At 61.2% G+C, this 16,132-nt stretch carries 12 protein-coding genes; 3 read left to right on the top strand and 9 right to left on the bottom strand.

The features are described 5' to 3' along the window. Positions 1–7: 7 nt before the first annotated feature. The 6 genes from WCA85_RS13990 to WCA85_RS13965 are packed head-to-tail and all read right to left on the bottom strand — an operon-like array spanning position 8 to position 6,620. Complete coding sequence (locus WCA85_RS13990; RefSeq protein WP_424064775.1) at positions 8–1,213, bottom strand: vWA domain-containing protein; 1,206 nt, start codon at positions 1,211–1,213, stop codon at positions 8–10. Then, positions 1,207–2,100 carry an AAA family ATPase gene (locus WCA85_RS13985; RefSeq protein WP_424064773.1) on the bottom strand — a complete coding sequence of 298 codons (894 nt, stop codon included), beginning with the start codon at positions 2,098–2,100 and terminating at the stop codon, positions 1,207–1,209. Before WCA85_RS13985 ends, WCA85_RS13990 begins: the two co-directional genes overlap by 7 nt. Before the next feature lie 14 nt (positions 2,101–2,114). After that, positions 2,115–2,723, bottom strand: coding sequence for an SRPBCC family protein (locus WCA85_RS13980; protein WP_424064771.1), 609 nt, complete (start codon positions 2,721–2,723; stop codon positions 2,115–2,117). A 45-nt stretch (positions 2,724–2,768) separates the two neighbouring features. Then, the gene (locus WCA85_RS13975; RefSeq protein WP_424064769.1) at positions 2,769–5,180 is read right to left on the bottom strand and encodes an aerobic carbon-monoxide dehydrogenase large subunit; all 2,412 of its coding nucleotides are present in this window, start codon (positions 5,178–5,180) and stop codon (positions 2,769–2,771) included. Between the two features lie 15 nt (positions 5,181–5,195). Then, entirely contained in the window at positions 5,196–5,720 is a 525-nt protein-coding gene (locus WCA85_RS13970) for a (2Fe-2S)-binding protein (RefSeq protein ID WP_424064767.1), read from the bottom strand. Positions 5,721–5,753: 33 nt separating this feature from the next. Next, on the bottom strand, positions 5,754–6,620 hold the full coding sequence (locus tag WCA85_RS13965) for an FAD binding domain-containing protein (protein ID WP_424064868.1): 867 nt from the start codon (positions 6,618–6,620) through the stop codon (positions 5,754–5,756). 236 nt (positions 6,621–6,856) lie between these two features. On the opposite strand from WCA85_RS13965, the gene WCA85_RS13960 reads away from it, so the two are divergent. Both WCA85_RS13960 and WCA85_RS13955 read left to right on the top strand, forming a co-directional pair. Then, positions 6,857–7,813 (top strand): LytTR family transcriptional regulator DNA-binding domain-containing protein, encoded by a 957-nt coding sequence (locus tag WCA85_RS13960; RefSeq protein ID WP_424064765.1) that lies wholly within the window; start codon positions 6,857–6,859, stop codon positions 7,811–7,813. 371 nt (positions 7,814–8,184) lie between these two features. Next, positions 8,185–9,978 carry an extracellular solute-binding protein gene (locus WCA85_RS13955; protein WP_424064763.1) on the top strand — a complete coding sequence of 598 codons (1,794 nt, stop codon included), beginning with the start codon at positions 8,185–8,187 and terminating at the stop codon, positions 9,976–9,978. A gap of 16 nt (positions 9,979–9,994) precedes the next feature. On the opposite strand, the gene WCA85_RS13950 is transcribed toward WCA85_RS13955, so the two are convergent. The 3 genes from WCA85_RS13950 to WCA85_RS13940 all read right to left on the bottom strand — a co-directional run bounded on the left by WCA85_RS13950 (position 9,995) and on the right by WCA85_RS13940 (position 14,483). Further along, positions 9,995–11,755, bottom strand: a complete 1,761-nt coding sequence (locus WCA85_RS13950; protein ID WP_424064762.1) for a tannase/feruloyl esterase family alpha/beta hydrolase — start codon at positions 11,753–11,755, stop codon at positions 9,995–9,997. A 306-nt stretch (positions 11,756–12,061) separates the two neighbouring features. Further along, on the bottom strand, positions 12,062–12,214 hold the full coding sequence (locus WCA85_RS13945) for a hypothetical protein (RefSeq protein ID WP_424064760.1): 153 nt from the start codon (positions 12,212–12,214) through the stop codon (positions 12,062–12,064). A 55-nt stretch (positions 12,215–12,269) separates the two neighbouring features. Beyond that, entirely contained in the window at positions 12,270–14,483 is a 2,214-nt protein-coding gene (locus WCA85_RS13940) for a S46 family peptidase (RefSeq protein ID WP_424064759.1), read from the bottom strand. Positions 14,484–14,832: 349 nt separating this feature from the next. Between WCA85_RS13940 and kdgT the strand changes: the two genes are divergently transcribed. After that, positions 14,833–15,825: a 2-keto-3-deoxygluconate transporter gene (gene kdgT, locus WCA85_RS13935; RefSeq protein ID WP_424064757.1), complete on the top strand. Its 993-nt coding sequence runs from the start codon at positions 14,833–14,835 to the stop codon at positions 15,823–15,825. The last annotated feature ends 307 nt before the right edge of the window (positions 15,826–16,132 follow it).

Raw genomic sequence — 16,132 nt, 5'->3', positions numbered from 1 at the left:
GCGCGCCTCATTGCAAAACGGACAAGACTTGCGGCAGGACGCGCTCAAGACTGGCGAGGTCGCTCGCGCTGGTCATGAGGTCGAGATAGGGCATGGCCGCCGTCATGCCGACACTGCTCGGCGTAAAACCGGGGCGGCCGGCAAGCGGATTCAGCCAGACAATGCAACGGCAACGACGCCGCATCCTGCGCAGCGCCTGCTGAAGGAGTGCCGGCTCCCCAGCATCGTAGCCATCGCTGACAATCATGACGGCCGTGCGCGAATGCAGCAGCGCGGCTGCGTGGCGCTGGTTGAATTCGTCGAGACTGTCGCCGATGCGCGTGCCGCCTGCCCAACCGGCCGAGAGGAGTTGCAGCCGCTCCTGCGAACGCCACGGGTCGGGGTCGCGCAACGCCTGCGCAATACCGACGAGCCGCGTGTGGAAATTGAAGCAATGCACGTCGGACAGACGTGTGCTGATAACCCGCGCAAGCCGCATAAAGAAGAAGCTGTACAGGCTCATCGAGCGGCTTACATCCAGCAGCATGACGATACGCGGCCTCACGCGCTGCTTGCGGCGCCACGCGAGTTCCAGCGGTACGCCACCGTGAGACACGCTCAGGCGAATGGTGCGCGCCATGTCGATCGAACGGCCCGACGAAGCGCGGCGTTCGCGCCGTATCTGCATGCCACGCAGCCGATGCACGAAGCGTCGGATGGCCTGGTCGATGGCGAACAGTTCGTCGGGCTGATTCAGATGGCGGAAATCCGCATGCATGAGCGACGTTTCACGGCTCATGCCGTGCTCAGCCGTTTTGCCATCGGCCTGCGCGGTATCGGCGCCGCGGCCAACCAGCGAGAGCGGCATGCCTTCGCTGCGATCGCGCGCCGCGCTTTCGCCACGCGGCGTCAGTCTGCCTGCGCCGCCCGCCGTCGTTTCAACCAGTGAGTGGCGATTCGGGGCGAAGAAATACGCCTCGAAGAGTTCATCGAAACGCCGCCACTCTTCGGCCCGCGAGCAAAGGCATGCGCGTAGGCTCCAGCGCAACAGCAGGCTGTCGAATTGCCCCGTGCGATGGGCGATTTCCATCGCCGCGGCCATGTCGCTGCTCGTCACGTGAAAACCATTATCACGCAGCCATCCCGCGAAACCGACATAGCGGGACATTATGGCGTCGGCCAGTTCGGGCGGCGCCGTTTCGGTGGCGAAGTCGTTATCCATATCAATCAACATGCGGCCGCCAGTCGTTCGACCACGGAGCGCGTGAAGCCCGCCTGATCCTCGCGGGTCTTCACCAGTGTCGAGAGCGAATCCATGATCCGGTCAATACCGTCCTCGTCGAAGGTACTTACGCCCAGGCGCAGAAGCGCAGCCGCCCAATCAAGCGTCTCGGCGATGCCGGGCTTTTTCTGAATGTCCATCTGCCGCACCGCCTGAACGAACTCGACCACCTGTTGCGCCAGTTTCGGGGGCACCTCCGGCACCTGCGCTCTTACGATCGCCAGTTCCTTTGCGAAGTCCGGGTAGTCGACGTAGTGATACAGGCAACGGCGGCGCAGCGCGTCGGAAATCTCGCGGGTGCCGTTGGAGGTCAGGATCACGACGGGCCGCTCGATCGCGTGGATTACCCCGAGCTCCGGAATTGATATCTGGAAGTCCGACAGCAATTCGAGCAGATACGCTTCGAATGCTTCATCCGTGCGATCGATTTCGTCGATCAATAGGACAGGCGCGGGTGTTGTCGTGATCGCTTCCAGAAGAGGGCGCTTGAGCAGATAGCGCTCGGAGAAGATGTCCTGTTCCTTGTTCGCTAGCGGCCGGTCGTCCTGTTCGAGTAGCTTGATGGCGAGCAACTGGTGCTGGTAGTTCCACTCGTACAGCGCAGAATGGACATCGAGACCTTCATGGCATTGCAGCCGGATCAGCCGTGTGTCGGACAGACGCGAAAGCGCCTTGGCCACTTCAGTCTTGCCCACGCCCGCCTCGCCTTCGAGCAAGAGGGGCCGCCGCATTTCCAGCGTCAGCAGCAAAGTGGCCGCAAGGCTGCGCTCGGCGATGTAGCCATGATGGTCGAGGCGCTGTTGCAGGTCCAGTACGTTGCTCATGCGGTCTGTGAACATGGCGACCTCATCGCTCACGCGGTTTTGCGTGAGAACAGTCTACGCAGCCAGTCATGCAGAACCGCCCATGCAAGCGAGAGTCCGTTCAGTTCGGCGGGAGGCCGGGCCGGTGCGCGCGTGACGGCGGCCGCAGCCGGTTCATCGGGTGACGGCGCAGCCTGCGGCGCACTCCGACTCTGCGCCAACGCACCGAAGTTATCGACGAACTGCTTGAGGATCTGGTCAGCGACCGTGTTCATCATGCGGCCGCCGAATGCGGCCGCCTTGCCGCTCATTGCGACTTCGCTTTTCCCAACCAGTTCGCAGGTCGCGCCGCTCGCCTGAATGGTCGCGATGAGATCCATCGATGCCCCGGACGTGCCAGTCGTATCCGAACCCTTGCCGACCAGATGCAGGGTGCGCAGCGCGGCGTCGAGTTCCAGGACCTCAATATTGCCCTTGAACGACATCGAGGCTGGGCCGATCTTCACGGTCACGGTGCCCTTGTAATGCGTCGCGTCCAGGCGCTCGGTGATCCTTGCGCCGGGCATGCATCCGCCTACTGCTTCAATGTCCTGAAGACACTGCCACGCGGCATCCGCCGTGGCGGACAGAGGAAATACCTTTTCGATGACGACTTTCATTCAATCATCCTCTCTATGTCGGGATCATCAGTCCAAAGTCGCGCGCTACTGCCGTGTGAGCCCAAGTGCGCGGCTTTGCTGCCATACCCGCCAGGCGTTGTGGGGCATGTTCATGTGGGTGACGCCCAGGTGTGCGAACGCATCGACCATTGCCGAGGTGAAACACGGAATCGAGCCGACATGCGGCGATTCAGCCACTCCCTTCGCGCCAATCGGGTGATGAGGCGATGGTGTCACCGTGAAATCCGTCTCCCAATGCGGTGTTTCCACAGAGGTCGGCACGAAGTAATCCATCAGCGTGCCACCCAGCAGATTGCCCGCCTCGTCGTAGGGCATTTCCTGTCCCATCGCGACAGCGAATCCTTCCGTCAGGCCACCGTGAATCTGGCCTTCGATGATCATCGGATTGATACGCGTGCCGCAGTCGTCGAGCGCGTAGAAGCGACGCACCTTTGTTTCGCCTGTGTAGCGATTGACGTCGAGCACACAGAGGTAAGCGCCGAACGGGAACGTGAAGTTGGGCGGGTCGTAGTAGTCCACTGCCTCCAGACCCATCTCCATGCCCTCTGGAACGTTGTTGTAGGCCGCCCACGCTACCTGCTTGATCGTCTTGAACTGCTCGGGCGACCCCTTGAGCACGAAGCGGTCGAGATCGAACTCGACATCGTCCGGGCTTGCTTCCAATAAGTGAGCGGCAATCTGGCGAGCCTTTTCGCGAATCTTGTGCGACGCTCGTGCAATGGCGGCACCGGCGACCGGCGTGGAGCGCGAGCCATAGGTCCCGAGCCCGTACGGTGCGGTGGACGTGTCGCCTTCCTCGACCGTGATCACTGAAGCGGGAATGCCCGCCTCGGAGGCGATGATCTGCGCGTAGGTGGTCTGGTGTCCCTGACCTTGCGTGATCGTGCCCATGCGCGCGATAGCGGACCCGTCAGGATGCACGCGAATCTCGCACGAGTCGAACATGCCGACGCCCAGGATATCGCACATCTTCGACGGTCCGGCGCCGACGATCTCGGTGAAGGTGACGATGCCGATTCCCATCAGCCATTCGGCGCTCGCATCCGCGCGCCGGACGGCTTGCTCGGCACGCAGGGCAGGGTAGTCGACGGCGGCCAGCACTTTCCTGAGCGCAGGTTCATAGTCGCCCGAATCGTAGTCGAGCCCGAGCGGTGTGGAGAACGGAAACTGGTCCTTGCGAATGAAATTGCGCAGACGGATTTCGGCCTTGTCGATGCCGAGTTTCTGCGCGAGGACGTCCACCATGCGTTCGATCAGATAGACCGCTTCGGTTACCCTGAATGAGCACCGGTAAGCTACGCCGCCCGGAAACTTGTTGGTGTAGACGCCATCCACCGACACAAACGCGTTGGGGATGTCATAGGAGCCCGTGCAGACATGGAACATGCCGGCGGGCCACTTCGTTGGGTCCGCGCAGGCGTCGAACGCGCCGTGATCCGCGGTGACATGCACGCGCAACGCCTTGATCCGGCCGCGGCTATCGGCGGCGAGTTCGCCCGTCATGTGATAGTCGCGAGCAAACGCGGTGGAGCTGAGATTCTCGGCGCGCGATTCGATCCACTTGACTGGCCGCCCGAGCACGATTGACGCGACGATCGCCACCACGTAACCCGGATAGACCCCCACCTTGTTGCCGAAACCACCGCCGATATCCGGCGAGATGATGCGGATCTTCGATTCCGGAATCGACGACAACATGCCGACCACCGTGCGTACCACATGCGGCGCCTGCGAGGTGATATAGACCGTCAGATCTCCGCGCACCTTGTCGAACGATGCCACACAGCCGCAGGTTTCGAGCGGACACGGATGCACGCGCGGATACAGCATCTCCTGCCGCACGGTGACGTCCGCGTTGTCGAACGCGCGCGCGGTTTTGTCCTTGTCGCCGACGTTCCAGGTGAAGATGTGGTTCGGATGCGTGCGCACGCCATGCGCGCCCATCTGCTTGTCGCGGATGTCTTCGCGAATCACGGGCGCATCACGCTCAAGCGCTTTGAGTGGGTCCACCAGCACGGGCAGTTCTTCGTATTCCACTTCCACCAGTTCGGCCGCGTCGGCGGCGACGTAGCGGTCGTCGGCTACGACGAAGGCGACTTCCTGGTTCTGGAACACGACTTTCTCGTCCGCAAGCACGGCCTGTACGTCGCCCGCAAGCGTGGGCATCCAGTGCAGCTTGAGCGGCTTAAGATCGTCGGCCGTCAGCACCGCATGCACGCCGGGGTGGGCGAGCGCGCGGGTCTTGTCGATGCTCAGTACCCGCGCATGTGCGTACGGGCTGCGCACCATCGCGCCGAACAGCATCCCGGGCATCTTGACGTCGTCGACATAAGTGCCTTTGCCCTGAATGAAGCGCGGATCTTCGCGGCGTTTGCGCGAGCAGCCCATGCCCTCAAGCGCGGCAAGACGATCCAGATTGGCGTCGATATTTCCCATTTCGTGTCTCCCGGATCAGTGCGCCGACACTTCCGCCATGAGCGGATGCGAACTCTGGACCGCTTCGCCGCGCAACTTGGCGGCGGCATACTGGACCGCTTTCACGATGTTCTGGTAGCCAGTGCAACGGCACAGATTGCCCGCCATCCAGAAACGGATCTCCTCTTCGTTCGGGTTCGGGTTTTCCTGTAGCAGGCGATAGGCACGCGTCAGCATGCCGGGCGTGCAGAAGCCGCATTGCAAGCCGTGCTCCTGCATGAAGCCCTCCTGCAGCGCATGCAGTTCGCCGCCTTTGGCCAGTCCCTCGACCGTTAGCAGATCTGCGTCCTCGGCCTGTACCGTCAACAGGGTGCAGGACTTAACCGACATGCCGTTCACGTCCACCGTGCAGGCGCCGCAGTGAGAGGTCTCACAGCCGATATGCGGGCCGGTGTGCAGGCATTTTTCCCGCAACGTGTGGATCAGCAGCTCGCGCGGCTCGACCACTACATCTGTGTGCGTACCGTTCAGCCTGAACGACACCATGACCTTCTGGCTCATCGCGTGTCTCCTCGATAGATGTCAGTACGCGTCTTAATGTGCGGCTCGCGAGAGCGCCTTGCTCAGCGCACGCCGTGTCATCTCGCCCGCCATCGCGGTCTTGTATTCGATATCGCCGCGCAGATCCTCCGCCGGCTCACAGATGCTCATGGCGAGCCGTGCGGCTTCGTCGATGCGGGCGTCGTCGAGCGGCTTGCCTAACAGCGATTGTTCCGCGCCGGTCGCGCGAAGCGCGGTCTGCCCGACATTGGTTAGCACAATGCGTACATCGCTCACGTTCCCGCCTGACATGCGCAGCGTGACAGCCGTCGCGGCGGTGGCGAAGTCACCGGTTTTGCGCTTGAGCTTTGCGTAGCAATAGCCTGTTCCGGCCGCCGGAGTCGGAATGCGGATCTCGGTCATGATCTCGCCGGCTTCGAGCAGCGTCATGTAGGTTCCGAGGAAAAAGCCGTCGGCCGGCACGACACGGTCGCCATGCTCGCCGGCGAGCACGAACGAGGCATCCAGTGCGATCGTCAGCGAGGGGTGGTCATTTCCCGGGTCCCCATGCGAGATGTCGCCGCCGATGGTGCCTCGGTAGCGCACCTGGGGATCCGAAATCTGACGCGCGCCTTCCACGAGCAGCGGACATTTTTCCTGTAGCAGGGTCGACCAGATCAACTCGTTCTCGGTTGTCATCGCGCCAATGCGGAGTTCATCGCCCGTTTCACGGATACCCTTGAGTTCCGTGAGTTTTCCCAGATCGATCAGGTGGTCGGGAAGGGCGAAGCGGAGCTTCATCATCGGCAACAGGCTATGGCCACCCGCCAGCAGCTTGGCGGTGTCGCCATGCTCGGTCAGCAATGAGATCGCTTCGGACAGGCTGCGGGGCGCGTGGTATTCGAACGGACGAGGGATCACGTTGGTCTCCTGGTTTTCATCGGCCGGCGAGCGGAAGCGTAGTCGGCCTGTCATTCAGAAGCATTTCACAGGACTACACTGCAATTCAACGCGAGTTCTTCAACGGTGGAATGGATGCGTCAACGGTCGTCTGGATGGCGTGAAATGCGGTCAACCAGTCGCGGGCAGGCGCTGCAGAGGGCTAGGGGGCCGTATCGCTGAAATCTCCGGAATCGGCTTGTCCGGTTCACGACGCAGTGCAGCAATTCAGCGTACTTTTCGCGAATGTTCGGTTTACCCGCACCAGCTACCCGAAAACTTGCGTGAATTTTGGAAAAGGCATACAAGAGTCAAAAATCGCCGGTGGCGAAACCATCCGTTTGAGCAGGAGACACCGAATGAACCCGCTGGCCCCAGCCCCGACAGCGAAGTTGCCAACGTCCGAGTCACGCCATAACGAGACCTTCCAGCACAAGCTGGAGCAGTTCAATCCGGGGATGGTCTGGCTCGATGCGCAGGGGCACGTGACTGCGTTCAACGATGTGGCGGTGCAGATCCTGGGTCCGGCGGGCGAACAGTCGTTGGGAGTCTCGCAGGACAGGCTGTTCGGTATCGACGTGATCAAGCTTCATCCGGAGAAGAGCCGCGACAAACTGCGCTTCCTGCTGCAAGCGGATGAACCTGCCGGCTGCCCGGTGAAGTCACCGGCGCCCGTTGCGATGATGATCAATATTCCCGACCGGATACTGATGATCAAGGTGTCCAAAATGACGGGCAGTCATGGCGCATGCGGCACCTGCATGATTTTCTACGACGTGACCGATATCACGACTGAACCGGTTGAACTTCGGCAGGGAAGCCGCGTGCCCGCGCCACGCCGCCTGTTCAAAATTCCGGTGTATCAGATGAACCGGGTGATCCTGATCGATCTGAAGGATATCGTCCGGTTTCAGGGCGATGGTCACTACACGACGATCGTCACTAAAGACGAGCATTACCTCTCCAACCTGTCGCTCGCTGATCTGGAGCAGCGCCTGGATAGCAGCGTTTATCTGCGCGTCCATCGCAGCCATATCGTCAGCCTTGCCTACGCGGTGGAACTGGTCAGGGCGGAAGAGAGCGTCAACCTTGTCATGGCCGATGCGCAACGCACGGCAGTGCCCGTGAGCCGGTCCAGAGCGGCTCAGTTGAAAGAGATGCTTGGGGTTATCTAGCTGCGAAGTTCGCGCGCTGCGTGATCTATTTCGTGATGCTGTCGGCTAACGGTGCAGCGCTGCGCGACGTGCTGGCCGATCAATTGCTACGTTGGAACTGGTAAGTTCACGAATCGCCGATAGCATGACCACGACCGTTATCATTCAATTGATGAGCATGGGCCTGATCGTTCCGAACGGGGCATCGATCGCCTGAGCGAAATGCAGACCTAGACAGAGTCATAGAATATCCATTGATGAAGATCGTAATGTTCAGTGTGTCCCAAGCCGTTCTGGCGAATTGCACCAAAGCTTTAGCACCTGGTCGCTCGCAGTCCGCAAGTATTCCGTCTCTCCTGACCATACTCCGCTGCGCCGCAACCGCGCTGACCGTGCTCACGACGCCTGTTCATGCCGCGCCGTCACTCGCCCAATTCGGCGAGCCGCGCTACCCGGTCAGCTTCACCCACTTCGACTACGCCAATCCGGACGCGCCTGCCTACGGCACGCTGAACTTCGGCAACTACGACGAACTGCAAAGCTACGATTCCCTGAACCCTTTCTTGTTACGTGGCAATCCGGCCCCGGACATTCGCAATCTGATGTTCGACACATTGATGCAGCGGAGTTGGGACGAACTCGCCTCGGAATACCCGCTGATCGCAGATGATGTCCAGGTACAACCGGATCTCACCTCGGCAACCTTCCACATCAATCCCTCGGCGCGCTTTTCCAACGGCGATCGCATCACGGCATCGGACGTCAAATATTCCTTCGATACGCTGACGAGCCCGCAAGCCTCGCCACTCTCTAACTCAGAGTTTTCGGTCATCAAAAGCGCAACCGTGATCGATCCATCGACGATCCGTTTCGACTTCAGACGGCCGGAACGCGATGCGCCATTGCTCGCGGGCGATCTGCCGGTGTTCTCGCCGAAGTGGGGCATGCGGCCTGACGGTACACGTCCGCCATTCGACCAGATCGCCAATGTGGCGCCAATCGCGAGCGGCCCCTATCTGATCGAACGACGCAAGAATGACAAGGACATCACGTACCGTCGCAACCCCGCCTATTGGGCCGCGGATCTGCCATCGCGGCGGGGCATGTTTCGCTTCGAGCGCATCTCGTTCCAACTCTTCTTCGACAACTTCGGTCTGCTTGAAGCGTTCAAGGCGGGCGACATCGACGTCAACATTGAAGGAAGCGCGACGATATGGGCGCGCCGCTACGTAGGCGAGAATTTTCGAAATGGTCTGCTGAAGAAAGGCCTGTTTCCCAACGGGCCTGCGTATATGCGGGGCCTTCTCATGAATCTGCGCAAGCCGATGTTCCAGGACGTGAGAGTGCGTCACGCGCTGACACTTGCGTTCGACTATGACTGGATGAACCGGATGATGTTTTACGACCAGTACGAGCGGTCGAACAGTTATTTTGATCCGGCTTCGTTTGGGGCCACCGGCATGCCCGGTCCGAAGGAGTTGGCGCTGCTCAAGCCGTATCGGGCGAGCCTGCCACCCGAAGTGTTCGGCCCGATGCTAAGACAGCCATCGACGCTGCCGCCGGACTCGCTGCGCGGCAATCTGCGGGAAGCGCGCGACCTGTTGGGACAAGCGGGCTGGCATTACCGCGATGGTGCGTTACGTGACGCCAACGGTACGGCGATGAGCATTGAGGTGCTTGACGACCAACCCGGCATGGACCGTTTGCTGCTGCCATATATGCAGGCGCTCAACACCCTTGGCATAGAGGCGCATTTGCGGGAGGTCGATAGTGCGCTGTATCAGCAACGGCTCGACAGCTTCGACTTCGATATGACCACCGGGGGCTACCCGCCCGTTACCGTTCCAGGCGTCGAACTGCCGCGCCGCTTTGGCAGCGCGGCCGCCCTGGAAGTGGGATCGGAAAACACAGTGGGCGTGCATTCCGATGTGGTCGACGGATTGATTCGCGCTGCATTGGCCGCGAATACGCTCGACGATCTCGAAGCAGCCACGCGGGCGCTCGACCGCGTGCTGGTCAACTCGTATTACCTGGTCCCCGAGTTTTACGCGCCGAATTCGCGCGTCGCCTACAAGTCGACGCTCGCCTATCCATCCGTTTTGCCGAAGTCCTTCCATGCTCCGGACTGGATCATCGACTACTGGTACGTCGATCCGCATGGCCCCGCAACGGCGGGGCACAGTTGAACGTTGAAGGGCCTGCTCACTGCACGCAGGTGAACGACGCCGCGCTGTTCATGTCCCCCGCGCCGTTATAGCTGGGCCACGTCGGATACTGGCACAGCGGCCGCGTGCGTCCCGGCACGCCCGCAGTATCGGTGACCACCTGATGCACTGGCGGGCTCCCGTGCTCGACCCAGTTCTGCAACGTCGTGAGCGAGTCCCACGACGCGTTGAACTCGGTGCCGATCGCGTGCTGCATCCCCGGAATCTCGTAGAAGCGCACGAACGATTCGACCGCGCCAAAGCCCATCGTGAACAGCAAGCGCTGATAGTAGATCTCGGTTGCTCGCGTGCTGACGGTCTGGTCCACAGTGCCGTGCGCCATCAGCAGTTTGCCGCCGCGGCGCATGAAGGGCGTCAGGTTCGCGTCGGTCGCGTCGAGTCCCGACAGCATGCTGATCCGCCCGGCCCATGGACCGGCCAGCGCCGGATTGAACGTCAGCGAGTCGAAGTTCGGGTTGTCCATCACGGTGTAGCGGACGAACTGGTCGCTGATCTGTCCGTCGAACATCGCGGTGCCCTGGAGCGGAAACGAGGGCTGCGTCGTACCGAGTGCGAGCTCCGTGACTGTTGGCTCGAGCGGCGAACTGCTACCCACCCCCAGGTCGGCGCCATACACGTTGTAGCCCGGATACTCGATTTCGCCGCTTTCGAGCGGATACGCAAACACAAGCGGCGTGTTCATCGTATTGAGCGCCGCGATCTGCCGGTCCGACAGACACGTGTCGCCGCGCGCGGCACCGCCGGCGCAGCGCAGTGGCTTGCCGTCGACGTCGGCCGTCACCGGGTTGAACGTCGCGTTGCACGCCTGCACGTTGCTGATCAGCCCGTCGACGACGCCGTCGAGTCCATCGCACGCCTGCATTACGGCTTTCAGGAGCAGCGCTCGCTGCGCCGTGTCGAGGTATGCGCCAGCTGCCGCGAAGCCTTCTGTCGCGCGCAACTGCTGCAGACTCAGCGTCGTGAAGTCATACGCAGGATAGAAGGCGATGATACCGTCCCAGTCCTGCGGCCAGCGCTGCGCAACGGTCAGCGCCTCGCGCCCGCCAGTCGAGCCGCCCGCGAAATACGCCTTGTACGGATGCGTGCCGTAATGCGCGTCGATGATCACGAGCGCGGCGTCATGCGTCTTCTTCAGCGCTTCGCCCATGAAGTTGTCGTACGCCTCGGCGTTGACGGAGAACGCGCCGCTCACCGAGCCGTTGGTCGCCTCGTGCCCGGAATCGCTCGCAAACACCGCGTAGCCGCGCGACAGCGGTCCCGGCAGATTAGCCGGCGCGCTTGGCACGTTACCGGTCACGGCGGGAATCGAGCCGTCGAAACCACCGCCGCCGAGCATCAGGATCTTGCCGTTCCACTGGGCCGGCAACGCGAGGTTGAACAGGATGTCGGGCGCGGACGGATCGACCGGATGAATCGCCCCGGCCACGAGGCAGTACGACCCGGTAGCTGTCGCGCCGGTGCCGCTCGCCGCCATCTGTGTCGTTGATGTGACGACGGCACCGGTTGTCGGCAAGCCGATCTCGCGGACCGGGATGGTCAACCCGTTCAATTGCGCACAGCTTGTTTTCGACGGTGGCGGTGGCCTGTGAGGTCCGCATGCCAGGTCTCGGCATGAATCGGACACCGGCTGCGCAGACGCGCCGCCGCTCCACATGGCGCACAGTACCAGCACACAGAACACACCCAGCCACGACGGCACGCGCTCACACGCGTGCCACAGCCCGCTCCTCGAGTTCATCGTCTTGTCTCCGTCCAATGAGGCCTGGAGACGGCGCCGGGCGTTGCAGCATCAGCCCCTATGCCGAAACGCACACATGACTCTTATCTCATCGGAGTCAACTGCGCGGCCACCGCGTGCGCGCCGATCAGCAGCGCGTTGTGTGCGATACCCGCCCGACACCGCATACTCGAATTTGCCGTCAACCCAGTAGGAGAATTTCTTTGGCCCCTCGATGTAATGCTCGAAGGCCGTCGCATTCGCATTCGCGCTCGCAGTGCGGCAAAGCTCAGGAGGCACCGTTGTTGCAGGCGAAACGGCGACGGCTCACCCGGCACGCTGGTTGTAGCGCTCGCGAATGAGATTGCTCAGTACATAATAGGCGCTGACGCGCGCGGCGGGCGGCGAATCGCGCTCAATAGCATGCGTGATTTCCGTGCGGCGCGCAGCCTCGAGGAATTCCAGTACTACAAGACGCATCCGGAAATCGCGGCAAGCCAGTTAGTCACCGTTACGTCGGGCATAGCGAGCGACGTCATTGCAGCCATGCCCATGGGTGCAATGACTGCCCAACTTTGACTTGCATTTCGTCGAGCAGATTGTCAGCGTGGTCGAGGTGATGCATGACCCACAACATGTAGCGCACGTCGACTTGAATCGAACGCGTTTCAGCTGGATTGAACAGCCAGCCCGAACTCACACCTTCCCAGCTCCCGTCGAACGCCAGACCAACCAGCTTGCCATTGCGATCCAGCGTTGGCGAGCCTGAGTCGCCAGCTGTGATATCGAGGTCCGCGAGGAAGTTGACCGGCAGCGTGCCTTTGACCGGCGAGGCAACACCATCGAAAGCCTTCGCGCGAATTGCCGCCAGTTCGGCCGGCGGTGCGTTGAAGGGCTCTGCGCCAGTATCTTTCTGCAGGATACCGTCGACAGTCGTGAACGGCGTGTATTCCACCCCGTCACGAGGCTCGTAGCCCTGTACCGTACCGAACGTGATGCGCAGCGAGTCGTTGGCGTCGTGATACACCGGCAAACCGCGTGCCCCGTTGTACGCTACCAGCGCTTTCATGTAGCCCGCGCGTCCGGCTGCTTCGTCGCCTTCGTACGCTTTTTCTTCATGCTGGTAAGCAATCAGATCCGGCATCAGGTCGCGCATCAGGGCAATCCATGTGTCCTTGCTCGCGTCGATCTGCGCGGGCGTAGCCGATAGCAACGCAACGCGCGCCTTGGTGTCAGTCAGCGCGGTGCCTGCGTAAAGCATCGCTACCTTTGGGGTCAACGCGGCTTCGTCGGTGGCGCCGCCAAGCCAACGTTCGAGTGCGGGCAGGCGTTGATCGGACGGCAGTTTCACGTAGCGCTGCAGCGTATAGACCAGCATCTGTTGATCGACGCCCGAATCGAACGTGCGATCAAGCGCCTGTTGCTGGCCAAGCAGGCGCGCTTCGTCACGCTGCTGGAAGCCCGCTTCACGCTGGAGATCAGGCTTCTGTTTCTCTTGCGCGAGGCGCACGATCTGATACGACGCCTGGAAGAGGCCGCCTCGCTGCATCAACTGCATTACCAGAAGGCGCTCGCGTTGCTTTATATGGGCGTCGACGAGCCGACGTAGCTTCGTCACGTCAGCCCGCAATTCTGGGCCGTCCGTGGCACCGCCCGACGTTTGCTGTGAGAGCCCTTGATCGAGTTGGGATTCCTCGGCACGCTTGATCGTCAGTGCATTGCTTCGTGTAAGTCCGTCGATGTTCCCCTGGAAGTACTTCATTGTGTTGTTCACGCTCGCAACGAAGCTGGCGTATTTCACGGCGACTTCGGGATTTTTCTTGCTCCCCGTGTCGACCATCGCGAGCAGGTCCTTGAGGATGGCGACCAGGGTCGGATATTGCCAATCAATGGCGTTCTGCATTTCGTCGGCGGTTCGATGACGGTCCGTCTGGTCCGGATAACCTGCGACCATCACGAAGTCGCCCGCGCTCACACCTGCGGGATTGATCGTGAGCCAATGCTTCGGGCGATAAGGCACGTTGTCCGTCGAATACGAAGCGGAACTTCCGTCCTTTGCCACGTATGCGCGCAGGAAACTGAAGTCGCCTGTGTGACGCGGCCACATCCAGTTATCGATATCGCCGCCATATTTGCCGACTGAAAGCGGTGGAGCATAGACGAGCCGCACATCGCGCAACTCTTTCTGCCTGATGAGCTGATAGTCGTATCCGCCGCTAAATGTGTACACATCGCAGCGGTAGCCCGGCTGTTCACAGCCCTGCACGAGATGCTTTTTTGCCTCGTCGATCGCGACATAGCGCGCATAGCCATCCATGCCTGGCTTGAGGGCTGCGTTGATCTGTTCAGTGACGTCGCTGATCTGTTCGGTCACGTAGACGTGCTGTGTAGGCGAGGCCGGCAGTTCCTCGATTTTCGTGTGCGCGACGAAACCGTCGTTGATCAGATTCTTCTTTGGCGTCGCGTTGTATTGAAGTGCGCCGTAGCCACAATGGTGGTTCGTGACGATCAGGCCATCAGGCGATACAAACGACGCCGTACAGGAGCCCAGATTAACAACCGCATCGAGCGGCCACGATTTGAGCGTGGAGAGCTGGCTGGGATCGAGTGCCAGCCCGCGTTGTTTAAGTTGGGGGGCGAGGTCGGGAACTTGTGGCGGCTGCCACATGCCTTCGTCGGCGTAGGTGTTAAGGGAGATGAATGCAACTGACGCAACGAGCGTCATGCCTGCTGCCAACGAAGTTTTCAAAACCACCACGTCCTCAAGGATTCTTTTTATGGTGTGGGCCTGAGCATTGTGTGCGGCTTGCGGTTCAAGCCCTTCGGGTCTGACCTTGCGAGTCATGTGTTTCGCATAGGGTCGCGAACGTTGACTCGCGTCCCGACCGGCAAGCCTAACTTAGTCACGATTCCCGCCCAATTCTCCGCTGGACAGTCGTGGTTTCCTACCGCGTGCCAGCGAGCGTGCTGGTGCATGTCTTCGGCACAGATGCATCGATCGGGTCTGCCTGAAGGCCATGCGCCTTCATTCACGATCGTGATAGATTTCATCCGAAGCATGAGAACAACGCTAGAAAATTCCCGGCCTTGGAGGAGACATGAAGATAAAAAGACTGATTGACCGCGTTCCAGGTGGGCTGATGCTGGTTCCGCTCCTGTTAGGGGCCTGTGCCCACACGTTCGCGCCGGGCGCCGGCACGTATTTCGGTTCGTTCACCAATGGCTTGATCACCGGTACAGTGCCGATCCTCGCGGTCTGGTTCTTCTGCATGGGGGCAACAATCGACCTGCGGGCAACTGGCGTGGTGCTGCGCAAATCGGGAACGTTAGTCATCACCAAGGCCGTCGTGGCCTGGCTTGCGACGCTCGTCGCAACCTGGTTCATCCCCGACGAGGGCATCAAGACGGGTCTGTTTGTGGGTCTCTCCGTGCTTGCGATCACAGCGTCAATGGACATGACCAATGGTGGCCTCTATGCCGCCGTGATGCAGCAGTATGGCTCGAATGAAGAAGCGGGCGCATTCGTCCTGATGTCTATCGAATCCGGCCCGCTCGTCAGCATGCTCATTCTTGGCTCGACCGGCGTCGCCGTCTTTGAGGGGCGTTTGTTTGCCGGTGCCGTGTTGCCTTTCCTGATCGGCTTTGTGCTCGGCAATCTCGACAAGGAACTGCGCGAACTCTTTGGGCGTTGCGTTCACCCGCTGATCCCGTTCTTCGGGTTTGCGCTCGGCTGCGGCATCGACCTGCATGTCATCGCCAAAAGCGGCTTGCCCGGACTACTGCTTGGCCTTGCAGTAGTCGTCGTCACAGGGGTGCCGCTGATTGTCGTGGATCGGTTGATCGGCGGCGGCAATGGAACGGCCGGACTTGCTGCGTCCTCCACGGCGGGTGCAGCGGTAGCTAACCCCGCCATCATTGGCGAGATGATTCCGCGATTCAAGCCAATGGTGCCTGCCGCGACAGCGTTGGTGGCAACCGCGTGTCTGGTAACGGCCATCCTCGTGCCGATTCTGACCGCGATGTGGGCGCGACGCTTCCCGAACCGCCCTCTAGAAAAGGCGAGCGTGGCTCCCCTCGAAGTCCACCACTAATCCCGCATTCCTGTCGCAGCCACGAGCATGCCGGCAAGCCGTCTCCTGTGGCGCTGGCGAAAAGTACGGCCTCATCGTGGATGCGGTGGACAACATCGTCACCATCGAAGCCGCAAGCCGTACTCCCGTGCCCGCAATGTTGCGCTCACGGCGCTGGCGCAGCCGCTCGCGTCTGCGCCAGCGTGGCCACGCCGCAGAACCAGTCGCCGGAGCGCGGCGGATAACGCCACTGCGCGTCCTGTTTCAGGACGGTCGTGCACTGATCATGCAGGTCGATGCCCAACTCGGCCGCGGAGCACTGCAGCGG

It is taken from the genome of Paraburkholderia sp. (genome assembly GCF_049581445.1).
In the GTDB taxonomy this organism is placed as follows: Bacteria; Pseudomonadota; Gammaproteobacteria; order Burkholderiales; family Burkholderiaceae; genus Paraburkholderia.
Note: the sequence above shows the minus strand (reverse complement) of the source record. Positions and strands in the feature narration are given on the sequence as shown.

Excerpts from the sequence above, each read along its gene's own strand:
- WCA85_RS13975 (WP_424064769.1), bottom strand. The coding sequence starts at position 5,180 with ATGGGAAATATCGACGCCAATCTGGATCGTCTTGCCGCGCTTGAGGGC.
- WCA85_RS13985 (WP_424064773.1), bottom strand. The coding sequence starts at position 2,100 with ATGTTCACAGACCGCATGAGCAACGTACTGGACCTGCAACAGCGCCTC.
- WCA85_RS13970 (WP_424064767.1), bottom strand. The coding sequence starts at position 5,720 with ATGAGCCAGAAGGTCATGGTGTCGTTCAGGCTGAACGGTACGCACACA.
- WCA85_RS13945 (WP_424064760.1), bottom strand. The coding sequence starts at position 12,214 with ATGCGTCTTGTAGTACTGGAATTCCTCGAGGCTGCGCGCCGCACGGAA.
- WCA85_RS13980 (WP_424064771.1), bottom strand. The coding sequence starts at position 2,723 with ATGAAAGTCGTCATCGAAAAGGTATTTCCTCTGTCCGCCACGGCGGAT.
- kdgT (WP_424064757.1), top strand. The coding sequence starts at position 14,833 with ATGAAGATAAAAAGACTGATTGACCGCGTTCCAGGTGGGCTGATGCTG.
- WCA85_RS13990 (WP_424064775.1), bottom strand. The coding sequence starts at position 1,213 with ATGTTGATTGATATGGATAACGACTTCGCCACCGAAACGGCGCCGCCC.
- WCA85_RS13950 (WP_424064762.1), bottom strand. The coding sequence starts at position 11,755 with ATGAACTCGAGGAGCGGGCTGTGGCACGCGTGTGAGCGCGTGCCGTCG.